The 20434-nt window shown below is 71.9% G+C and carries 16 protein-coding genes and 2 pseudogenes; 15 read left to right on the top strand and 3 right to left on the bottom strand.

All coding sequences use genetic code 11. The annotated features are described in order from the left end of the window. Both ACIPK3_RS33030 and ACIPK3_RS33025 read left to right on the top strand, forming a co-directional pair. Positions 1-335 (top strand): annotated as a pseudogene (locus tag ACIPK3_RS33030) (Teneurin-2); the annotation flags it as partial. Positions 336-388: 53 nt separating this feature from the next. Continuing rightward, positions 389-625: a hypothetical protein gene (locus ACIPK3_RS33025; protein ID WP_402575742.1), complete on the top strand. Its 237-nt coding sequence runs from the start codon at positions 389-391 to the stop codon at positions 623-625. 273 nt (positions 626-898) lie between these two features. On the opposite strand, the gene ACIPK3_RS33020 is transcribed toward ACIPK3_RS33025, so the two are convergent. Next, on the bottom strand, positions 899-1336 hold the full coding sequence (locus tag ACIPK3_RS33020; RefSeq protein ID WP_402575740.1) for a hypothetical protein: 438 nt from the start codon (positions 1334-1336) through the stop codon (positions 899-901). Between the two features lie 334 nt (positions 1337-1670). Here ACIPK3_RS33020 and ACIPK3_RS33015 point away from each other — a divergent pair, with 334 nt between their 5' ends. The 3 genes and pseudogenes from ACIPK3_RS33015 (at position 1671) to ACIPK3_RS33005 (ending at position 4468) form a co-directional block, all read left to right on the top strand. After that, positions 1671-1826 carry a hypothetical protein gene (locus ACIPK3_RS33015; protein WP_402575738.1) on the top strand — a complete coding sequence of 52 codons (156 nt, stop codon included), beginning with the start codon at positions 1671-1673 and terminating at the stop codon, positions 1824-1826. Between the two features lie 276 nt (positions 1827-2102). Next, positions 2103-3176 (top strand): annotated as a pseudogene (locus tag ACIPK3_RS33010) (IS3 family transposase); the annotation flags it as partial. 437 nt (positions 3177-3613) lie between these two features. Then, positions 3614-4468, top strand: coding sequence for a hypothetical protein (locus ACIPK3_RS33005; protein ID WP_402575737.1), 855 nt, complete (start codon positions 3614-3616; stop codon positions 4466-4468). A gap of 510 nt (positions 4469-4978) precedes the next feature. Here the strand turns inward: ACIPK3_RS33005 and ACIPK3_RS33000 are convergent. Continuing rightward, positions 4979-6130, bottom strand: coding sequence for a ScbA/BarX family gamma-butyrolactone biosynthesis protein (locus ACIPK3_RS33000; protein ID WP_402575735.1), 1152 nt, complete (start codon positions 6128-6130; stop codon positions 4979-4981). A gap of 496 nt (positions 6131-6626) precedes the next feature. Between ACIPK3_RS33000 and ACIPK3_RS32995 the strand changes: the two genes are divergently transcribed. Beyond that, positions 6627-7742: a cytochrome P450 gene (locus ACIPK3_RS32995; RefSeq protein ID WP_402575733.1), complete on the top strand. Its 1116-nt coding sequence runs from the start codon at positions 6627-6629 to the stop codon at positions 7740-7742. Positions 7743-8806: 1064 nt separating this feature from the next. On the opposite strand, the gene ACIPK3_RS32990 is transcribed toward ACIPK3_RS32995, so the two are convergent. After that, a complete protein-coding gene (locus ACIPK3_RS32990; RefSeq protein WP_402575731.1) occupies positions 8807-9748 on the bottom strand; it encodes an NAD-dependent epimerase/dehydratase family protein in 942 nt (313 codons plus the stop codon). Positions 9749-9919: 171 nt separating this feature from the next. Here ACIPK3_RS32990 and ACIPK3_RS32985 point away from each other — a divergent pair, with 171 nt between their 5' ends. The 9 genes from ACIPK3_RS32985 to ACIPK3_RS32945 form a co-directional block, all read left to right on the top strand. Beyond that, positions 9920-10603, top strand: a complete 684-nt coding sequence (locus ACIPK3_RS32985; protein ID WP_402575729.1) for a ScbR family autoregulator-binding transcription factor — start codon at positions 9920-9922, stop codon at positions 10601-10603. Between the two features lie 498 nt (positions 10604-11101). Beyond that, complete coding sequence (locus tag ACIPK3_RS32980) at positions 11102-11725, top strand: ScbR family autoregulator-binding transcription factor (protein ID WP_402575727.1); 624 nt, start codon at positions 11102-11104, stop codon at positions 11723-11725. A 1152-nt stretch (positions 11726-12877) separates the two neighbouring features. Beyond that, positions 12878-13729 carry a BTAD domain-containing putative transcriptional regulator gene (locus tag ACIPK3_RS32975; RefSeq protein WP_402575725.1) on the top strand — a complete coding sequence of 284 codons (852 nt, stop codon included), beginning with the start codon at positions 12878-12880 and terminating at the stop codon, positions 13727-13729. A 258-nt stretch (positions 13730-13987) separates the two neighbouring features. After that, the gene (locus tag ACIPK3_RS32970; RefSeq protein WP_402575723.1) at positions 13988-14938 is read left to right on the top strand and encodes an SRPBCC family protein; all 951 of its coding nucleotides are present in this window, start codon (positions 13988-13990) and stop codon (positions 14936-14938) included. An 11-nt stretch (positions 14939-14949) separates the two neighbouring features. After that, on the top strand, positions 14950-16311 hold the full coding sequence (locus tag ACIPK3_RS32965; protein WP_402575721.1) for a hypothetical protein: 1362 nt from the start codon (positions 14950-14952) through the stop codon (positions 16309-16311). 97 nt (positions 16312-16408) lie between these two features. Next, on the top strand, positions 16409-17398 hold the full coding sequence (locus tag ACIPK3_RS32960) for a 4'-phosphopantetheinyl transferase family protein (RefSeq protein WP_402575719.1): 990 nt from the start codon (positions 16409-16411) through the stop codon (positions 17396-17398). Between the two features lie 13 nt (positions 17399-17411). Beyond that, a complete protein-coding gene (locus tag ACIPK3_RS32955) occupies positions 17412-19547 on the top strand; it encodes a condensation domain-containing protein (protein WP_402575717.1) in 2136 nt (711 codons plus the stop codon). Positions 19548-19870: 323 nt separating this feature from the next. Next, positions 19871-20068 carry an acyl-CoA carboxylase subunit epsilon gene (locus ACIPK3_RS32950; RefSeq protein WP_402575715.1) on the top strand — a complete coding sequence of 66 codons (198 nt, stop codon included), beginning with the start codon at positions 19871-19873 and terminating at the stop codon, positions 20066-20068. 34 nt (positions 20069-20102) lie between these two features. After that, on the top strand, positions 20103-20434 hold a 332-nt coding region (locus ACIPK3_RS32945), incomplete at its 3' end, for a carboxyl transferase domain-containing protein (RefSeq protein ID WP_402575713.1).

Raw genomic sequence — 20434 nt, 5'->3', positions numbered from 1 at the left:
AGGCCCGCTTCTACTGCCCCCAGGCGGTCGCCGTGGACGCCCACGGGAACGTTTTCATCGCCGACACCCTCAACCACCGCATCCGGAGGGTCGACCCCAGCGGGATCATCACCACGTACGCCGGTACGGGATATTCGACGGTCTCTGGGGACGGCGGGCCTGCTGTGGAGGCTGGCCTGTACTCCCCGCAGGGAGTCGTGGACGCCCACGGGAGCCTGTACATCGCCGACACCGACAACCGCCACATCCGGAGGGTCGACGCCAGCGGGATCATCACCACGGTCGCTAATACCGGATCTGCGGGGTTCGCCGGGGACAACGTTCCTGCCCTGTAGGCGGGCCTGGTCGGGCCTGATGTCGTGGCCGTCGACGAGCTCGGGAACCTGGCATGTCGATGACCTTGGCGACGACCCAGACGGCCATCCACGACGGCGTCAGCCTGGCGGGCGACATCGCCAGCGCGGGCAATCACGCCGAGAGCGGGACGGAAGTCGGCTTCGGCGGCGGGCCGGTCGGGACCGTGGTCGACGGCGTCGTGGGCGGTGTCCCCGGTGAGGTGCCGGCATCGCCGAGCCGACAGCTGTCGACGCTCCGCGGACCAGGCGGTGAGTCGCCGTGCTCATGAGCTGCTGCCCCCGGCTCTTCCACTTGTTTCCTGAGTTTGGACGGATGCCGTCAGCAGGCATACCGTCCTTGGCAGTGCGGATGACTCATGGGACTTCGACACTCACATGATCACCGAGACCGTGCCTGCACTGTGTTTGCCCCCTGCCCGAGGGCTGTTCTTGAGTGGGCTTGATCAGGGTGTTTGGAAGGGTTGCGGAGATCGTTGCCTGTTGCGGGTAGGTCGTTACTCGGCGGCAGAGGGTTGGGCGCGGTGGTGGCTGCGGGGGATGACTCAAGCCGTGCGCCGGTCGTCGATTTCGAAGGAGAAGAGCTGTGGCCATGCCGCGGCGAGTCGTGCCAGGCCGTCGGCCGTCAAGTCGTGAGCCGCACGCAGGGGCTCGTCGGGGAGGAAATGGACGGTGGTCCCGGTCGTGCCGTCGTTGGTGATCGGTTCCAGGTCGGTGGTGGGGATGCCGTGTTCGTATCGCTGGGTCCAGGATCCGTTGCGTCGGCGGTTGGTATGGACGAGCCACGTGCTGAGTGCGGCGACGACGGACATGCCACGGCGGGGGTGGGCGTCGGGTAGTGGTGGTGCGTCGGAGTGGTCGAAGAAGCGGAGGTCCTTCGTCGCCATGACCGGCTTCTTCACGACCTGGCCGTGTTCGTCGAGGCGTGTGTCGGTGCCCGGTCCGTCGTCGGCGATGGTTACGGAGCCGTCGGAGTGGAGCATGATGCGGCAGTGTCCGCTGTTGCTGCACTCGGCCTCGTCCACCGCATAGGCGACGACTTTGAAAACCAGGTGCCGGAGGCCGCCGGGGGCGAATCGGCGGGGTTTTGGCGGATGTGTTCAAGGTGGTCGAGGTCGACGGTGCTCGCCCAGTCGTGCGTGGTGTTACGCCAGGAAGCCCTTGGTATGTCCATCCGAGAAGTATGGAGTCGGTGATCACGGGCGCGGGATGTGCGGGTCCGGCCTGCCCACTCCATGATCACCTCCTACAGTGTGAGGGGAATGCCGCCAACTTGGCTCCCTTGTATATGAGATGGCGGGCGTCAGCCTTGGGGTGGTGACCAGCGCGAACCTGCTCATCCTGGACGTCTACTGCCAGACGACCCACGGCGAGCACCTGCCCCAGGCCGCCCTCGCGGAACTTCCGCCCGCCCCACCGGAACGTTCCGCAGCCCGGCCGATCGGACGTCTCCCACCCGGGACACCCCGATGACCCGCAAGTGAACAGCCACACCAACCGCCGCCACGAGACTGTCCCGGTCCCGCAGTCACACCACCGCGCGCTCCACGGCATCGGCCACCTCCGGAAGGCCCGATCCGCAAGCCCCGGCCGACGTCCGAACCGCCCCCGAAAACTGCAAGATCCCGCCAGCTCGACTCGATCGGACGGGATCTCGTGAACCACTCCTGATAGATCTCAAGAAGGGCCCTCCACCTTGATCGTGGACACCTCGACACTGGATTTTGAGTCCAGGGAGAGGAGTCCCGTGTGGGGACCTACAAATACTCGGCGGAGTTCCGGGCGGACGCGGTGGCACTGGCCCGTTCGTCGCGCCGGCCCGTCTCACGCATCGCCGCCGAGCTCGGCGTGAGCCACGAGACGCTGCGGCAGTGGATCAAGAGCGCGGAGAACGCCGAGCGTCCCGAGGCTCGCGCGGAGCCCACAAAGGACGCTGAGATCGCGGCCTTGCGTGAGCAGGTCCGCGAGCTGGAGATGGAACGTGACATCCTGCGCCGGGCGGCCAAGTATTTTGCGGGCGGGACGAACTGGTGAGCCGCTTCAAGTTCGTTGCCGACCATCGCGACGCCTTTGGCGTGAAGCGGCTGTGCACTGTGCTGAGTCTGCCCCGGTCCGGGTTCTACCGGTGGCTGAAGACAGCCCCGGCGCGGGCCGCGAAGAAGGCCGCCGACGCCGCGCTCACCCGGCGGATACGCAAGATCCACACAGAGTCCGGGAAGACGTACGGTGCCAAGCGGATCACCGCCGAGCTCCGCGGGGGCGGTGCGATGGTGAACCGCAAGCGCGTCGAGCGGCTCATGCGCCAACACGGTATCCAGGGACGGAGGCTGAAACGGCGACACCGCACCACGGTCCCGGACCCCGCCGCCCAGGCCGTGCCCGATCTGCTGCGGCGCAACTTCACCGCATCCGCCCCCGACCGGGCCTGGGTCGGCGACATCACCTACCTGCCGATCGCCGGCGGGAAGTTCCTGTATCTGGCCACTGTCATCGACGTGTTCTCGCGTCGCCTGCTGGGCTGGTCGATTGCCGATCACATGCGGGCCGAGCTCGTCACCGACGCGCTCAACGCGGCCGTCCGTACTCGCGGCGGACAGGTTGGACGGCGTCATGGGAGCGGTCGGCACCTTCGCGGACAACGCCGCCGCGGAGTCGTTCTTCGCCTCGCTCAAGCGCGAAATCTTTCCCGGCCGGCGTGGGTGGCCGACCGCACGAGCCGGCCGCCTCGCAGTCTTCCGCTGGCTCGGCTTCTACAACCACCAGCGCAGGCACTCCACGATCGGCTACCTCGCGCCGGTCGCCTTCGAACAGAGATCGACTACGTGGCCATCGCTGCATGACAACCGGTGTCCAGGATCAAGGTGGAAGCCCCGAGGGCTGGCGAATGGGCTCACTGTTCGAGGAGCTGGAAGTCCGGGAGGCGGCGGCCGAGTTCGGGTGGAGGAACTGGTAGTCGCGGCTGCCAAGCTGTCCGTAGGGCTGGCGCTGGCCAGGTACGGGCTTGAGCGCCTGCGGATCACGCGGGAGAGGGTCGCCGAAGTGCTCACAGAGATCACGCCCGAGACGGCGGTCGCAGCCGGGGCGTCACCGGAAGCGAGTCGGGGGCATCGGCGTGTGTGGGGGCGACGCGGTGGGTGATCGGGGTGCGGGCCGGTCGATCGGGGTCCGTGATGGGCGGTGAATGGGGGGCTCGCGGAGGTGGAGTTGCTGTGCTGTTCAGGCCTCTTACGCTTGTCTGGGCTGATGCCTACATTTGGTTCATGGCTGCTCGAAGCGCGGACCCGCTGGCGGGAGTTGTGTTGTTGACGGCAGGGGGTGGTCGGCTGGTGTTCGTGCCGAGTCGAGTCCGGGAGTTCGGTGTCGCGCTGGGCGGGAGTGTCGTGGTGCCGTTGTGGGTGGCGGCTCCTTTGCTGCTGCCGTTGCTGGTGATCGCTGTGGTCACGGAGTCCGGGGTGCTTTGGGTCATCGTCTGGGGTTGTGTCGGGCTGATGGCTCTGGCTGTGATCGGGCTTGCTCTGGGGTTGATGTTCACGGTGTCGGCCACGATGGTGCGGTGGATCGAGTTCCGCTCTGGGGGGGATGTGAAACAACTCGTGATTGCGCGTTTCTTGCGTTCGTCGATCGTTGCTGGGGCTGATCTGCGACGCGTCGTCGTTGTCGAAGGGCTCAGGCTGGGCCGGCGGAAGTCGCTCAGAGTGGTGTTGCACCTGCGTGGCGGGACGGTGGAGTGCGAGCCGGGGTTTGGGGCCCCGGTGTCCCAGGTCGGCGCGGAGGTACTGCTTGCCTGGTTGACCAGCCAGTTCGGTTCGGCTGGTGTAGGGGTGGAGTATCGGGTGAAGGTCGACCGGAACTTCGCATGCCCGGGGGAATGGTGGTCGCGGTCACACCTGGCTGCTCTGTGGCACGTGCCCGTCGGCGCGGTCGACGAGCTGGCTGTCCGCCACGGTGTCCGCAGTTACCAGCACGCGACCCGGGCCACGGTGATGCATTCACCGGCCAGGACGGTGACGGTTTACGACCCGGATCGGGCGTACGAAGTCGCGGAGGAACTCCGCGGGAAGCGCACCATGGCTCCGGAGGCCGGCGTTGCGCAGGAGGAGGATCCCCGCCCGTGAACGGGCAGGCGGCCGGCGCAGGCTCCTCCGGGGGTGGCCGTGCCCGTCAGCGGATGTGGCTCCAAGTCCTCTTCCAGGGCACGGCGGCGTGTAGGTCCACGATCGGCTGGCCATCGGTGTCGAGTTCACGGTTGGTGTTCTGGAGGCTCTGGTTGGTCTGGCCTGGCGGGCTCGCGTTTCCGGTCTGCGGTTGTGTTGCTGGTGGGTTCTGTGACTGGCTGGTGTCCGGAGTCGTTGTCGTTGCCGGGCAGTTGGTGCTGCTGGTGGGTGCGCAGGTGTCGCCAGTGGGTGTGAGGGCTTTGGTGTGGTGGACCGGTCGGTCGGTCCTCATGGTTGCGACACGTCGTTGGAGAGGGTCTCTGCCCGGTGTCTGAGGGGTGGGTTCGAGGTGGCCGTCCTCGAGTCCTGTTCGTAGCGCGGGGTTGTGAGGTGGAGGAACGGGTTTGGCGTGGTCGGGTCGAGCGGGGGTGTGGGCCGTCTCGTCGATGATGGCTGGTGGGTTGGTGTGGGTTAGTGGGGTGGGGGTGTGGGGGTGGTGGTGATGTGGGCGGTGAAGATGGTTTGGGTGTTTTGGGTGGCGGTGATGTTGATGGTGGCGGTGGTGGGGGTGCTGCTGGGGCTGGGGCTGCTGGTGCTGCTGGTGCTGCTGGTGCTGCTGTTGGGGTCGTTGGTGCTGGTGTGGGTGGCGGTGATGTGGCAGGGGGTGTGGTATTCGGCGTAGTGGTGGAAGTGGGCGGTGGTGTGGGTGAGGGTGTGGGGGGTGGGGTGGAGGAGGGCGTGGGTGGCTTGGCGTGCTGCTTCGAGGAGGATCATGCCGGGGTAGTGGTCGGTGGTGTGGTCGAAGAGGATGGGGTGGCGGGGGTCGGGGTTGAGGAGCCAGTGGTGGGGTTGGTGGGTGGGGGCGAGGACGATGTCGAAGGGGTGGTGTTTGCCGAGGGTGGTGGGGGTGGGTCTGGGGTGGTGGGTGCGGTGGTGTTCGGGGGTGTGGGTGGTGTGTTTGCGGAGGCGTTGGTAGGTGGCGGGGGTGAGGCAGGTGAAGCGGCCGCCGCCGGTGGCGCAGGGGTGTCCTTGGCGGGTGATGGTGATGTGGAGGGTGAATTCGGTGAGGTGGGGGCCGCGTTTGCGGGTGTGGGTGAGGTGGGCGGTGAGGGTGAGTTCGCTGGGGTTGTTGTGGATGGTCATGTGTTCGGGGTGGGTGGTGAGGTGGATGTTCCACATGAGGAAGTGGTGGTCGAGGGGGACGCCGAATTGTGCGTGGGCGAGGTAGAGGCCGGTCTGGCGGATGGTTTCTGCTGCTTGGAGGGGGTCGTGGCTGGTGCGGTCGGGGGTGGTGAAGAAGGTGTGGGTGCGGGGCCATTGGCCGGTGAGGGTGAAGTGGGTGTCGGTGTGGCGGTGGCAGCCGGTGAGGAAGACCTCGGCGTGGGAGGAGCGGTGGACGTATTCGCGGGGAACGGTGGTGGTCAGGTGCGGCGCGGCCGGCGCGGAGAGTGCGGGCGGCGCGGAGAGCGCGGCTGGCGTGGAGGGTGCGGGGGGCGCGGGCGGCGCGGCCGGCGCGGAGGGTGCGGGCGGTGCGGTTGACGCGGCCGGCGCGGCCGGCGTGGGGGGTGGGGTGCCGGGGGTGGGCAGGGAGGGTTTTTCCTGCTGGATGGTGAGCGTGGTCATCTGGATCTCCGCTCTTGCCGAAGGGTGAGGAAGGGCCAGTGCGCTCCATAAGATACGAACCTACCGGTTTTCTTTTCAAGGCTCCCAGGTAATGTTCACGTCAGACGGTGGCGGTGCTGCCGGGCTGGGTCCGGCCGTGCGAGATCTTTTTCCGATCCGGGGGTGATCCCTGATGAAACCGGTGGCATTCATTCCGTTCGGGGGTGGATCCGTGTGGAATATGCCACCGGCGGTGTGCCGGTGCGGGGTGCTGTCTTCCGTCCTGATCCCGGGGGTGCCTCTCTGATTCAAACCAGGTGAGCGGTTTGTTTCGGGTGTTGTTTCTGCCTGTTGGTGAACGTTCGTTCGAGTGTTGGGGGTTGTGATGACGCGTGAGCGGCGGTGTCCGTATGTGATTGATCCGGTGGGCCGGGATGTGCAGGGGGAGGCGGCTCGTCTGGGGGAAGGTGGTCCGGTGAGCCGGGTGGTGCTTCCCGGGGGGGTTCAGGCGTGGTTCGTGACGGGTCATGAGGTGGTGAAGGGGCTGTTGGCGGATCCCCGGGTGTCGAAGGATGCCTACCGGCACTGGCCGGCGTGGATCAGTGGTGAGGTGTCCGGGGCGTGGCCGCTGGCGATCTGGGTGTCGGTGCAGAACATGGTCACTGCTTATGGGGAGGAGCACCGGCGGTTGCGCCGGCTGGTGGCGTCGGCGTTCACGGCGCGGCGGGTGGCGGGGCTGCGTCCTCGTGTCGAGGAGATCTGCGGGGGGCTGCTGGATGAGCTGGCGGCTGTGCCGGCGGGGCGGGTGGTGGATTTCCGCCGTGCGTTCGCGCATCGGCTGCCCACGCAGGTGCTGATCGATCTGTTCGGTATTCCGGGGCAGTTCCAGGATGCTCTGCACCGGATCATCGGGGGGTTCTTCGAGACGGCTGCGACCGAGGAGGCGGCGCGGCGCAACCAGGTGGATCTGTACCGGACGATGGGGGACCTCGTCGCCCACAAGCGGCGCCGTCCCGCGGACGACCTCACCAGCGCGCTGATCGCCGTCCGCGACGGGGACCGGGACGGGGGCGGGGGCGGGGGTGGGCTGAGTGAGAAGGAACTCGTGGACAATCTGATCCTGTTGTTCACCGCGGGTTACGAGACCACCGTGAATCTCCTCGACAACGCTGTGTGTCTGCTGCTGTCGCATCCCGGCCAGCTGGAGCTGGTCCGTTCGGGGAGGGCGAGCTGGGGGGACGCGGTGGAGGAGGCGCTGCGGGTGGAGGCGCCCGGTGCGAGCGGGATCCTGCGGTACGCCGTGGAGGAACTGACCGTCGGGGACGTCGTGATCGGCAAGGGGGAGCCGATGGTCATCTCCTTCGCGGGCGCGGGCCGGGACCGTGCGGTGCACGGCGCGGACGCCGACCGCTTCGACGTCACCCGGGCCACCCGCCGTGACCACCTCGCCTTCGGGCACGGTGTGCACTTCTGCGTGGGGGCGCCGCTGGCCCGGCTGGAGGCGGAGACAGCCCTGCGTGCCCTGTTCACCCGTTTCCCCGGCCTGCGGCTCGCCGTCGACGTGGACGAACTGCGCCCGCTGGAGTCGTTCATCTCCAACGGCCACCGGGAAGTGCCGCTGCTGCTGGGATGACACAACCGCCCCACCCCGCCCCGCCCCGCCGTGGCTCCCACCCCACCGCGCCCCGCCGCCCCGCCCGCTGCCACGGCCCGCCTGCCGCCGCCGCGCCGCGGCAGGGTGCGGCGGGGTGCGGCGCGGTGGGAGCTTGTGTGGTGGTGGGACCGGCCCCGTGGTTCACCTGCCTCGCTGCCTCGCTGCCTCGCCGGCCCGGACGGCGTGCTGCGCCCGGCCGCCGAGGCCGCGGGCACCCAGATCCTCATCGCCGACGCTGCCCTGCCCTCCAGCGGCGACGTGCTGGACTGCACCCCGGTCCGGCGCGACCGTGGTTCACCTGCCTCGCTTCGCCGCTTCGCCGCTTCGCCGCTTCGCCGCTTCGCCGCTTCGCCGCTTCGCCTCGCCGCGCTGCGGTGGGGTGGGGTGGGGTGGGGTGCTTGTGTGGTGGTGGGCCGGTCCGGCCGGGGGCGGGACTGTGCGTGCTGCGTCTTCTCTTCTGCTGCAGCCTGCCCGGCCCTTGGCCGGGCCTGGGCCGCCCGTCCGCTGCTCGCCATCGCCGGTCCCGCCCGCGTGGCGTCTGCCCGGTCTGCCGGACTGGCCGCCCTGCCCGGCCCGGTGGCACTGCTCGCGGCCACCGCCACCGCCACCGTGCTGCGTACCGTCGTACGCGCCGTCCAGAACCCGGAGGGAACTCCCGCTGCTGCCGAAGTGACGGAACCTCCTGCCGTCTGCCGTCTGCCGTCTGCCGTCTGCCGTCTGCCGTCTGCCGTCTGCCGTCTGCCGTCTGCCGTCTGCCGTCTGCCGTCTGCCGTCCGCCGTCCCGTCTGTGGCTCGGTGTGGTGCGTGCTTCTGTGTGGGGGGTGCCGTCGGGCCGGCCGGGGGCGGAGTGGCTGTTCGGGGTTTCCGGTCTGCGGCCGGGTGCTGGGTGTGGTGGGGGCTGCGTCTGGGGGGTGTTCGTCTCCGGTGGGTGTCAGGGGGTTGCCGCTGCTGGGGTGGCGGGGCTGCCCTCCTCTCGGCTTCCGTCTCGGTGTCCGGCTTCTCGCCTTCCGTTTCGGTTTTCGGCTTCCTGTGGTGGGTTGTGGTCAGTGGGTGGGTGGGGGGTTGAGGTGTTGTCGGTACCAGGGGGTGTGGTGGGTGAGTGTGGTGATGGGGTGTGGTCCGGGGTCGAGGTTGAGGTGGTGCCAGATGGGTTCGCTGGCGAACCAGTGGTCGGTGGTGAGCATGTTGAGGTGGTGGGTTGCTGTGGGGTTGTTGTGGAGGCGGGTTCTGGCTTCCTGGGGGGTGAGGCGGTTGTGTGGGGTGGGGTGGGGGTGGAGTTGGGTGAGGGTGGTGGTCATCAGGTCGGTGGCGGTGACGGGTTGGGGGTGGTTGAGGTGCCATGTGCCGGGGAGGTGGTGGGGGTGGAGTGCGGTGGTGAGGGCGGCTGTTGCGAGGGTGGGGGCGTCGATGGCGGAGTGGAGGGCGGTGCAGGTGATGGTGGCGTTGAGTGTGGTGAGGAGGGTGGCGAGGGCGGGTATGACCCATCGGTCGCCGTTTCCGTAGACGAGGTGGGGGCGCAGTACGGTGCCGCCGGCGGCGAGGATGTGTGTTTCGGCGGCTGCGCGGGTGCGGCTGGTGGGGGAGTGGGGGTGGGGGGTGAGGGTGTGTGGGTGGGCGTGGTGGAAGGGGCCGGGGCCGTAGACGGCGGCGGTGCTGATGTAGACGAGGCGGCGTACGCCGTGGCGCAGTGCGTCGGCGGCCAGGGCCCGGGTGCCGGTGTCGTTGACGGCGTGCAGGTCTGCTTCGCTGCCGTGGATGAGTGAGGCGCAGTGCAGGACGGTGTCGGTGCCGGCGCACAGGCCGTGCAGGGAGGCGGGGTCGCGCAGGTCGGCGTGGACGGTGCGGACGCGGTGGCCGGGGGGTGTGCGGGGGGCGGTGGTGTGCCGGACCAGCCGGATGCGCAGTCCGGGCAGGGCGAGCGCGGCGCGCATCACGTGCCGGCCGATGAAGCCGCTTGCTCCGGTGATGAGAAGATCTCGTGTCATGTGCGGGCCCTTTCGCGGTGCCGTACACGGATCCGGTCCGGCCGGGGTGTTTGCACCCGGGCCAGGTTGTGAAAATACGGACTACCTGGTTTGGTTTCTAGGGGGGCGGACCGGGGGGACGGAAAGACGGTGGATCCGCGAGGTCCGCCGGCAACGACAGCAGGAGGGCTCGTGGCGCAGCAGGAGCGTGCGATCCGTACCCGGCACGCGATCTTGAAGGCCGCGGCGTCCGTGTTCGACGAGCGCGGGTACGAGGCCGCGACCATCGGGGAGATCCTCACCCGGGCCGGTGTCACCAAGGGTGCGCTGTATTTTCATTTCCCTTCCAAGCAGGCGCTTGCCGAGGGGGTGTTCGCGGAGCAGTTCTCCGTTCTTCTGCTTCCGCCGCAGGTGTGCAAGCTCCAGGAGCTGGTGGACCTGGGGCTGCTGACGGCGTACCGGATGCGCCGTGATCCGCTGGTCAGCGGTGCGGCGCGGCTCTCCCTGGAGGGGGAGATGGGTGCTTTGCTGGGGCCGCAGCTGATCGGGGGGTGGATCGGGGCCACCGAGAAGCTGCTGGCGGAGGCCAAGGGGCAGGGTGAGCTCCTGCCGCACGTCGATCCCGCCGAGAGTGCGTGGATCTTCTCGGCGGCCTGGACCGGCGTGCAGGTCTACTCCCACAATCTGGCCGGGCGTGAGGACCTGGAGGAGCGGATCGCCTCGCTCTTCGCGCATCTGCTGCCCACGGTGGCGGTGCCCGCGGTGCTGGGCCGGCTGGTGGTCAGCGCCGAGCGCGCGCGGGTGGTCGGTGTGCAGAGCGAGCAGCTGGCCGCGCAGGCGGAGGCCGGCGCGGACGCGGTACCCGCCGCCGGGTGACCGAAGCCGGGTCGGGTCGCCGGATGAGCGGCCCCACCTCCACCCCCGCCCTCACCCCACCGCCCTCACCTCCACCCCTGCCCCCCGCGGCCGGGTTGCGGGCCGCGCCGTGCGTTGCCTTCGCAGCGGCAGCGGCAGCGGCGGCAGCGGCATGGCGGTAGCGGGGCCGGGGTTGGTGCCGGGGCTGGTGGCCGGGGTGGGTGGGGGCGGGTGCGTCGGGTGACTCGTCCGGCGGGGCTCTTCACACAATAAACAAACCATCCGGGCGGTTAATGCGTTGTCTGTTGCCTGGTCCGCGGGTAGGTTGTGATCTGCTCGGCCGTGCGGGTATGACCCTGCCCATCTGCGGCTATGGGAGCGGCCCGGGCGGGCGCGTGGCCGTGTCTGTGTGGAGTCTGCCTTGAGGCGTGCTTGATCCGGTGGGATTCCCCGGTCTTGACGGCATGGAAACAGACCCGGGGTGCGGTTTAGTGGAGGGGGTCCGGGAGGAGAGGTGCCATGGTCAAGCAGGTACGGGCGGCGCGTACGCGCCAGGCCCTGGTGCGCGCGGCTGCCGAGGTGTTCGCGGCCGACGGGTATGCGATGGCTTCTCTTCCCTCGATCAGCCGGCGGGCCGGTGTGAGTGCCGGGGCCCTGCACTTCCACTTCGCCAGCAAGGACTTCCTGGCCCGGGAGGTGGAGGACGCGGCCGCGGACCTGGTCCAGAAGATGGCCGGGGAGGCGCGGTCCTCGTCGGGGACGGTGCTGGAGTCGCTGGTCGGCACGACCTGCCGGCTGCTGGTGGCGATGGCCGCCGATCCCGTGGTGCGGGCGGGTTTCCGGCTGGGCAGCGACCCCTCCCGCAAGAACGGCCCGGGTGTCCTTGCGTGGTGGCGTACCTGGGTGCACGAACGCGTCGCCGAGGCGCGGGAGGCGGGCGAACTCGCCGACGACGTCTCGCCGGAGGGTGCCGCGGCGGCGATCGCCGCCGCCACGGTCGGCTTCGAGGTGCTCGGCGGCGCGGACCGGGACTGGCTCTGCGAGGAACGCGCGGCCCAGTTCTGGGCCTTCGTCCTGCCGCGGCTCGCGGCTTTTCCGCAGCAGGCGATGGCGACGGTGACGGGCGCGGGCGGGGTCCGGTGACCTTGCTGCCGCGGCGGCGCCGGCCACCCGGGCGGTGAGGCTGCCGCGGCGGCAGGGTCACCGCACCGCCGTGACCGGGCCACCGGCCGGCGCCGTGCCGGCGGCCGGTGGCCCGGTGAAGCCGACCGGTCCGGCCTGCGCGGCGCACCCTGCGGCCCCGGCAGAGCGGCCGGCAGCCGGGCAGCCGGGCAGCCGGGCGGGGACGCGTGGTTGTGCCCGTACTGCACCCGCGGGCCGCGGAACACCGGCCCCGCAGGTGCGCCGGTGACCGGCCGCTGGCAGTGGTGCGTGCCGGCCCGCCGTTCGCCTGTTTTCCGCGTCCGCACCGGCCCGGGGGCTCCGCTTCTTCACCTCGTCACAGGACCGGACCCGGGCCAACGGGCAGGCAGTGCTCCCGTCATGGGGTTGCCGGGTCTGCGGTGCGAAATGCTGTCCGTGGGCCGCGGCGGCCGCCGGGCGGGCCTCCCCGCTCCCTGCTCCCGGCGCGCCGGTCCGAGAGCCCGAGAGCCCGAGAGCCCGGGAGCCCGGGAGATCCGGGAGCCCGGGAGCCTCGGAGGTGCCTCCCGTCCCGCGGCCCCGCCTGCTGCGCGCCCCGGCCTGCCTCGCACCCCGCCCGTGCGGGCGGCCGTACGCGCCGCCCGCCTGCGAGAGCGGCCGTGGCCGCAGGCTCCCGCGCGGGCCGCGGCCGCAGGCCGCCTGCGTGTCCCGCAGGGGCCGTTCCCGGTCACGTCCTGCCCGAGGGGCACGGTGCGGGGTGAACGCGCGGGCGGTGGCCGGCCCGGGCGGACGCGCACCGCGGGCCCGGGGCAGGCGCCCGCCCGGGCCGTCCGGCGGGAGGGTGCGCCGCCCCTGGCGGTGCAACGTCCCGGCTGGTGCAGGGGAGTTGGCTGCCCCCGCCAAGCAAAACCGTCTGCCCGGTCTGGTGAAGAGTGCGCCGAGTACGGCAGAGTGCTGTTCGCTGCACTCGGCTCCGCCCGCTTTCATGGCGTTATATCCCTTGTGCTGCCCGTGACTTGAACCCGCCTCGTGCCCGCGTCGAGGACAAGCAGGGAGTCCGGTACGGTATTGACATACCGCGCGTGCTGTTTTTTACTCGGGGTGCTAGGAAACCGCTCCCAGGGGGGCGGCACGGGCAGCGACGGGGAGACCGGCGTGGACATCGACATACTCGGCACACTCGCCGTGCGGGAGAAGGGCGTCTCGATCACCCCGACGGCTCCCAAGCCGCGTCAGGTGCTGGCCCTGCTGGCGCTCGGCGCCGACCAGGTCGTGCATGTGGACACGCTGAGCGAGGAGTTGTGGGGGGCCAAGCCGCCGCGCAGTGCCCGGCCCACGCTGCAGACGTACATTCTCCAGCTGCGGGAGATGATCACCGCCGCGCTGGAGAGCGGAAGCGGGGACGAGGCCGGGGACGGGGGTGGGGAGGGGGCTGAGCCGCGTTCGGCCAAGGACGTCCTGCTGACCGTGCCGGGCGGTTATCTCCTCAAGAGCGGCCAGGGCACCAGTGACGTCCGTGAGTTCGAGCGGCTGGCCGGTATGGGATACCGGGCCATGGACGCCGAGGACTATCCCGGGGCCGCCCGCCGGCTGCGTGAGGCACTCGCGCTGTGGAGCGGGCCCGCTCTGGCCGACGTGCAGGCCGGAACCCATCTGCAGACCCAGGTCAAGCGGCTGGAGGAGGGCCGGCTGTGTGCGCTGGACCAGCGCATCGAGGCCGACCTCAGGCTCGGCCGGCACCGTGAGCTGCTCGCCGAGCTGACCGTGCTCGTCAGCCGGTATCCCACCCACGAGAGCCTGTGCGGCCAGTACATGCTCGCCCTGTACCGCTCCGGCCGCCGCGGTGAGGCCCTCGACGCCTACCAGCGGCTGCGCGCCACCCTGGTACGCACCCTGGGACTGGAGCCCTCGCCCGTGCTGGGCAAGCTCCAGCGGTCCATTCTCATGGCCGGGCCCGAGGGCGTGCCGCCCGCGGCCGGCTCCGGACGGCTCACCGCCATCGGCTGAACGCACACACCCCCACGGCCCGCCCCACGCCCGCCCCAAGGCTCACCCCGCGGGCGGCCCCACGGCTCACCCCGCGGCCCGCACGGCTCCCGCGGCCCGCACGGCCCTGCGGTCCGGTGCGGCCCCGCGGTCCGCACGGCCGCGTGGTCCGGTGTGGCCGGGGGTGGGGGTGTTCTGTGTCGGTTCGAGTGCCGCTCAAGGCGTCTGGCTCAGTGTCAGGCCCACATGGAGGAGGACGGGGAGGAAAGGGGGACGGGCATGCCGACCGGGCAGGGGCAGTTCGCCCAGCACACCATCTCCGTCGCCGCTCCCGCCGGTGTCGTCTACGGCATGCTCGCCGACGCCGTGCGCTGGCCGGTGTTCCTCGCTTCCCATGTGCACGTCGAGCGGATGGACTTCGACGGGGTCACCGAACACCTGCGCATGTGGGACGTGACGGCCGGCCATGTCCGTTCCTCGCGTATCCGGCGGGTGCTCAGACCGCAGGCCCGGCTGATCGAGTTCGAGCAGCAGGACACCTTCTGGCCGGACGCCCCCACCACCGGGGCGTGGAGCGTCGAGGCCGCGGACGGCGGGCGCTGCCTGGTCACCCTGCGGCACGACCTGCCGCCGGCCGGCCCCGACCGCCCGGGCGGCAACGACGCGCACACCGACGTCCGCGCCCGCCTCGAGGGAGTACGCACGATGGCCGAGCACTGGGAGAAACTCGACGAACTGCTGCTCTCCTTCGAGGACAACGTGCTCGTCGAGGGCCCCTTCGAACTCGCCTACGACTTCCTCTACCGGATCGAGAACTGGGCCGAGACCATCGGGCACGTCGAGTGGACCAGCGTCACCGAGGACCAGCCGGGCGTCCAGCTCGCCGCCATGGACACCTGCGCCGAGGAGACCGGCGAGAGCGTCACCACCGAGGCCGTACGCCTGTGTTTCCCGCACGCCGGGCGGATCGTCTTCAAGCAGACGCGCACGCCCGAACTGATCGCGGCGCACGTCGGCGAGTGGTACCTGCTGCCCGAACCGGCAGGAGTACGGGCCGGCTGCACCCACCACGTCATGCTCAGGGAAGAGGCCGTGGCCCCGGTCCTGGGCGAGGAAGCCACCCTTGCGGACGCCCGCCGCTACGTGCGCGAGTGGCTCGGGCGCGCGAGCAACGAAGCGCTCGGACTCGCCAAGTGGCATGCGGAGAGCGCCGTCCGCCGTCTGCGATGAGGAGGCCCGAGATGGCCCTCACCCGACCGGTCCCGACCGGGGAGCACACCACCACCACCGCCGCTGGGCCGCCACCGGCCCGCGAGCGCCGCCGCACAGCCGGCTACGCCGAACTGCCGCCGCCCGTGGACGTGGCACTGCGGGCGGTACGGCTGGAGGCCCAGCTCGGCGACCCCGCCGACCCGGCCAACCGCTACGGCCTGCCCGCACTCACCGCCCTCCAGGGCACCGACGGCCCGCCCGCCCCCGCCGACCTGCACGCCGAGTTCCTCCCGGCCACGGCAGGCGGCCACTTCACCACCGCCGAGGAACTGGTACGCGTACTGCGCCCCCTCTTCCGCCGCAGCCCGGCCCTCGGCCACGCCTGGGCCGCCCGCCCGCTGCTCGCCACCACCGGCACCGCCCGCCCGGCGCCTGCCCGGCCCGCCGAACTCGCCGCCCTGCTCGGCCCGGCGGCCCTGCTCGCGGCCACCGCCACCGTGCTGCGCACCGCCGTATACGCCGTCAAGAACCCCGGCGGGGACGACGGCACCGCCCGGCAGTGGCACGGCACGCTCGCCGGTGACTTCGCCGACCTGCTGGCCTGCGAGAGCCTGACGGCCGTGGCGCTGCGCTGCCTGGACCTGCCCGCCGAAGCCACCGCCCCGCTCACCGCCGCGGTCGGATACGTCGTCCCGCTCCTGCTCGCCGGCATCCACAACGACCTCGAACTCGTCCTGAACGAGACCGGGCTGACACCCGCCGGCCTCGAACAGCGCACCCTCGCCCGGCTGAGCGCCGACCTCACCGCAGGCGGCGGGTGGCCGGACCCGGCCGCCTGCCGGGACCGGCTCGTCACCGCCCTGCCCGCCCTCGCCGCCGACGGACAGCCGCCCGCCGACGCCACCACCCTGCTGCGCATCGGCGAGCGGACCGTCCTGCCTCCCGGCCCGCTGCCCGAGGACACCGCCGGCCACCACGTACTGGCCGCCGCGCTGGCCACCGCGGCCGCCGCCCGCCCCGCCGAGGGCGAGGACGGCGCGCTCGCCCGCGCCGCCCGCCGGCTGCGCACCGAACGGCGCACCCTGCGCACGCCCTGCCTCACGGCCGCCACCGCCCCGCCCGCCGACCCCGCCGCACGGGCCCTGGCCGACCGCCAGGCCCTCGTCCTGCTGGCCGCCGCCGTACTCGGCGTGCGCCGGGCCGCCGACCACACCACCTTCCTCAGCAGCCCCGACTGGGCGCTGCTCGCACTCGTCCGCATCACCGAACGGCTCGGCCTGCCCCGCCCGCCCGTGCCCGCCGATCCCCGCGACGCCGTATGGGCGGAACTCGCCCGGCGCAGCAGCAGCGGCATCGACTGCGACGTGTACGCCACCAAGTCACTGTGGTGAACCGCCCCGGAACCACTCACGAACCCCGTCCCGGGACCGACCGGGAAGACCGCCCCGGGACCGGCCCGGGACCGGTCAGGCAGACGAGGAGCAGGCCATGGCCATGACCGGCCCCGCAGACCTCGCACCACCCCCGCCCCCGCGGCCACCGCTGCCGCCGTTGCCGCTGCCGGTGCACATCGCCGGGCCCGAGGGGCCGTGGGAGGCGGCCGTGGACGCGCTGGAGCTGACCGGGGCCGCCGTCGTCCACACCACCTGGGGCGAGTGGCTCACCGTCACCCTCCTCGACCCGCGGCTGCGCGCGCTGCTCGGCCACGACTGGCCGCGCTACCGGCAGACCCGCGCCGTGGCCGGGCGGCTGCGTTTCGCCGTGTCCCGGGTGGTGATGAAGTACGCCGCCGGCGCCGTCCTCCAGGTACCGCCCGACACCCTCGACCTCGCCTACCAGCCGGGCGGGCGGCCCCTGCTGCGCGGGCTCGGCGAGGAACTCGCGCTGAGCCTCGCGCACACCGACGAACTGATCGTGGTCGGCCTCAGCAGCACGGGCCCGATCGGGGTGGACGCCGAACCCGTCGGCCGCCAGGCGCCCTTCGAGCTGCTGGGGGAGTACGTGTGCACGCCCCAGGAAGCGGCCGCCCTCACCACCCTGCCCGAAGCCGAGCGCACCCTGCGGCTGCTGCAGCTGTGGACGCTGAAGGAGGCGTACACCAAGGCCCTGGGCCAGGGCATGCGGCGCCGCTTCGCCGCGTTCGGGTTCCGCCGCGACGCCGAGGGACGCATCACCCTCGCCGACGAGCCGCCACACACCCCCCCATGGGCGTTCGCCGCCCACCTCGTCCAGGGCCGCTACCTGGTGAGCGCCGCCCACCGCCCCGCCCGCCCACCCCAGAACCCGCCCCCGCACCAGCCGCACCCACCCCAGGAGCTGCACCGGCCGAACGAGCCGCAGCAGCCGCACCCACCGCAGGAGCTGCACCGGCCGTCCGGGCCGTACCGGCTGCATGAGGAGCCGGTGCCGGCCCAGGCCGTGCCGCGGCCCGCCGGGACGCCGGGGTTCCCGGGGCGGTGGAGCCCCGGCGGGCGATGAACCGGGACAGCGGATGAGCAGCCATCACCTTTCCGAGGACACCGTTCTCGCGGTCGTCCACAAGCCGGGCCGCAGCGCCCCCGGCTGCCCCCTCGTGCTGGAACTGTGCGGGCCGCTGGGCACCGCCGGCGCCGAGAGCGTGGCGGCCCGGCTCGCCGAACGCCACCGCGCCTACTCCGTCACCGTCGGCGACGACGACGGCGGCCGGCACCGTCTGAGCCTGCTGCCCACCGGGCCCGGCGAGGCGCGGCCGCAGCCGCTCACCGCGGAACTCCTCGCCGACGTGCTGGCCCTGCTGCCCGGCGTCGAGGGCATCGTCCCGGTCACCGGGCACCAGCGCGAACTCATCCTCGCCGCCGCGGCCGGAGCACCGGGCCGCCACGTCGAACAGCTCTTCTGGAACTGGTCCGGGCCGCTCGACACCTCCCGCTTCGCCATGGCCTGGCAGTCGCTCGTGGACCGCGAGGCCGTGCTGCGGGCGTCCTTCGACTGGACGGCCGCCCCGCGCCTGCTGCTCCACGACCGCGCCGAGATCGAGGTCGTACGGCACGCACACTCCACCCTCACCTGGAGCGACCTGGTCAAACGGGACCGGGCGCGGGGTTTCGACCTGCACCGGCCCGGCCTGCTGCGGGCGACCCTGCTCGACGCGCCGCCCGGCACGGCCGCACAGGACTGGACCGCCCACACCTGGCAGCCGCAGGACCGGCTGCCGCCCGAACGGGCGCCGGTGCGGGTACTGCTGACCTACCACCGGGCCCTGCTGGACGAGCGCGGCGTCCACCTCCTGCTGCGCGAGTTCTTCCGCGCCTACGCCGGCGGCGGCGTCCTGCCCGGCGGCGAACGCCGCCCCGACATACGCGACCACGCCCGCTGGCTGGCCCGCCAGGACACCACCACCGCACACGCCTTCTGGCCCACAACCACACCCACAACCACACCCGCACCCGCCACCGCACCCGTATCCGCCGCCGCTGTACGGCCCGGCCGCCCGGGCAGCCCCACCGGGCACACCGGACCCGGCCGGCTGCAACGCCGGCTGCGGCCCCCGCAGACCGCACGCCTGCGGTCCTGGGCGGCGATGCGCGGCGTCGGCGAGAGCAGCGCGCTGCACGTGGTGTGGGCGCTGCTGCTGTACCGGGCGGCGGGCGCCACCGGGCCGCTGCCGGTCACCTTCCACGTGCACCTGTCCGGGCGGGACGTGCCGATGCAGGGCGCGGCCGGCATCCCCGGACTGCTCGGCAACCCGCTGCCGATGACGGTCACCGTCGACCCGGCGGCCCCCCTGGCCGACCTGCTGCACCAGATGCGCGACACCGCGTTCGACCTGATCGCGCACGCCTGGCTGCCCGCCGACCGGATCCGCGCCCTCGACGGCCGGGACCAGGACGGCGAACCGGCCGACACGGTCGTCGTCTTCGACAGCCGGCCCGAACTGCCCGAGGCGCTCCTGGCCGAACTGCGGGAGATGGGCGTCCAGGTGGACGCCCCGCAGAGCGTCAGCGGCGACACGACCCTGCCGTTCACCCTCGTCGCCCAGCACAGCCCCGAGGGCGGCCTGCTGCTGACCGGCCTGTACGACCGGGCTGCCCTGGCCGACGGCGACGCCTCCGCGACACTGTCGCAGTGCGTGCAACTGCTGCGCTCCCTGCCCGACCACCGCGACCCGCAGTGCACCGTCGCCCAGGTACTGGAACCGCTGCGCACCTGCGACGTGCCCCGCGCCGCCCCGCGTTCCCCCGCCCCGCGCGGCCTGGCCCTGGCCGAACTGCGCCCCGGGGAGCCGTTGTCGGACGTCATCTGCCTCATCGCGGTGCCCGGGGTGCCGCCCGGCGCCTACGAGGCCCTCGCCCGCGACCACCAGGGACCCGAGCGGATCGTCGCCCTGCGCATGGAGGGACCGGCGGGCGACGTGTCGGTGTCCGTACTGCGCGAGATGCTCGCCCCCGACCGCCGCCTCGTCCTGGGCGGCTGCGGGCCCGGCGGCAGCGCGGCCCACGAGATCGCACGCCGCGCCGCGTCCGGACCCGGCACGGGCCCGGACGCGGACGGGGAGGTGGCCGTGGTGATGACCGGCGTCGGCGGGACGGCCGCCAGCGCACGGGCCCTGGCCCGGGGCCTGCGGTCCGTACAGACCAAGGACACATGAGAAAGCCCCACCAGCCACGACCCCACCACCGGCCGCAGGCCTTCCACCGGGCACGGTCCCTCAACCGGCCACGGTCCACCACCGGCCGCAGGCCTCCCACCGGTCACTGGCCCCACCGGTCACGGTCCTGCCCGCCGCCGGCTCCACCGGTCACGAATCCCGCCCGCCGGCCGCCGGCTCCGCTCCACCACCGGCTGCCGGACCCGGCTTTCACCGCTGGTCACCGGTCCCGCCGGACACCGTCCGGGCCGGTTCTCAAGCCGGGCAGGAGCGTTTCTCCGGTGCTGCGCCGCACGGTGGCGAGAAGGACTGAGGAGGGGGCCATGGACGAATCGGGCCAAGGCCGGCCGGCGCTGCGCATCGAGCGCGGACGGGCGAGCGACGAGGAACTGGCCGCGCTGACCGTCGTCCTGCTCGCGCTCGCCGCGCAGGCACGCGACGGCGGGGCGGGACGCCCGGTCAACGGCTCCCGGTGGTGGAGGAGGCCGCACTCCTACCGGGCCCCGCGCAGCTGGCAGTGACGGATCTCGGGCTTGAGGGAAGGAACCTGACCACATGTCAACGACGATTGCCTCCGCCGCGCCCGACACCGGGCCGGCGGACATCCGCGGCCGGGTGGCAGAGCTGCACGCGATCCGCGCACAGGCACTGGCCGGCCCGGGCGAGAAGGCGACCGAGGCGCAGCACGCCAAGGGGAAGCTGACGGCCCGGGAACGGATCGCTCTGCTGCTGGATGCGGGTTCCTTCCAGGAGGTCGAGCAGTTGCGCCGGCACCGGGCGACCGGTTTCGGACTGGAGGCGAAGAAGCCGTACACCGACGGTGTCGTCACCGGCTGGGGCACGGTGGAGGGCCGTACGGTCTTCGTGTACGCGCACGACTTCCGGAT

This window comes from Streptomyces sp. NPDC086787 (assembly GCF_044745865.1).
Classification (GTDB): domain Bacteria; phylum Actinomycetota; class Actinomycetes; order Streptomycetales; family Streptomycetaceae; genus Streptomyces.
Note: the sequence above shows the minus strand (reverse complement) of the source record. Positions and strands in the feature narration are given on the sequence as shown.

Excerpts from the sequence above, each read along its gene's own strand:
- ACIPK3_RS33025 (WP_402575742.1), top strand. The coding sequence starts at position 389 with ATGTCGATGACCTTGGCGACGACCCAGACGGCCATCCACGACGGCGTC.
- ACIPK3_RS33020 (WP_402575740.1), bottom strand. The coding sequence starts at position 1,336 with ATGCTCCACTCCGACGGCTCCGTAACCATCGCCGACGACGGACCGGGC.
- ACIPK3_RS33005 (WP_402575737.1), top strand. The coding sequence starts at position 3,614 with ATGGCTGCTCGAAGCGCGGACCCGCTGGCGGGAGTTGTGTTGTTGACG.
- ACIPK3_RS33000 (WP_402575735.1), bottom strand. The coding sequence starts at position 6,130 with ATGACCACGCTCACCATCCAGCAGGAAAAACCCTCCCTGCCCACCCCC.
- ACIPK3_RS32990 (WP_402575731.1), bottom strand. The coding sequence starts at position 9,748 with ATGACACGAGATCTTCTCATCACCGGAGCAAGCGGCTTCATCGGCCGG.
- ACIPK3_RS32980 (WP_402575727.1), top strand. The coding sequence starts at position 11,102 with ATGGTCAAGCAGGTACGGGCGGCGCGTACGCGCCAGGCCCTGGTGCGC.
- ACIPK3_RS32970 (WP_402575723.1), top strand. The coding sequence starts at position 13,988 with ATGCCGACCGGGCAGGGGCAGTTCGCCCAGCACACCATCTCCGTCGCC.
- ACIPK3_RS32965 (WP_402575721.1), top strand. The coding sequence starts at position 14,950 with ATGGCCCTCACCCGACCGGTCCCGACCGGGGAGCACACCACCACCACC.
- ACIPK3_RS32960 (WP_402575719.1), top strand. The coding sequence starts at position 16,409 with ATGGCCATGACCGGCCCCGCAGACCTCGCACCACCCCCGCCCCCGCGG.
- ACIPK3_RS32955 (WP_402575717.1), top strand. The coding sequence starts at position 17,412 with ATGAGCAGCCATCACCTTTCCGAGGACACCGTTCTCGCGGTCGTCCAC.
- ACIPK3_RS32950 (WP_402575715.1), top strand. The coding sequence starts at position 19,871 with ATGGACGAATCGGGCCAAGGCCGGCCGGCGCTGCGCATCGAGCGCGGA.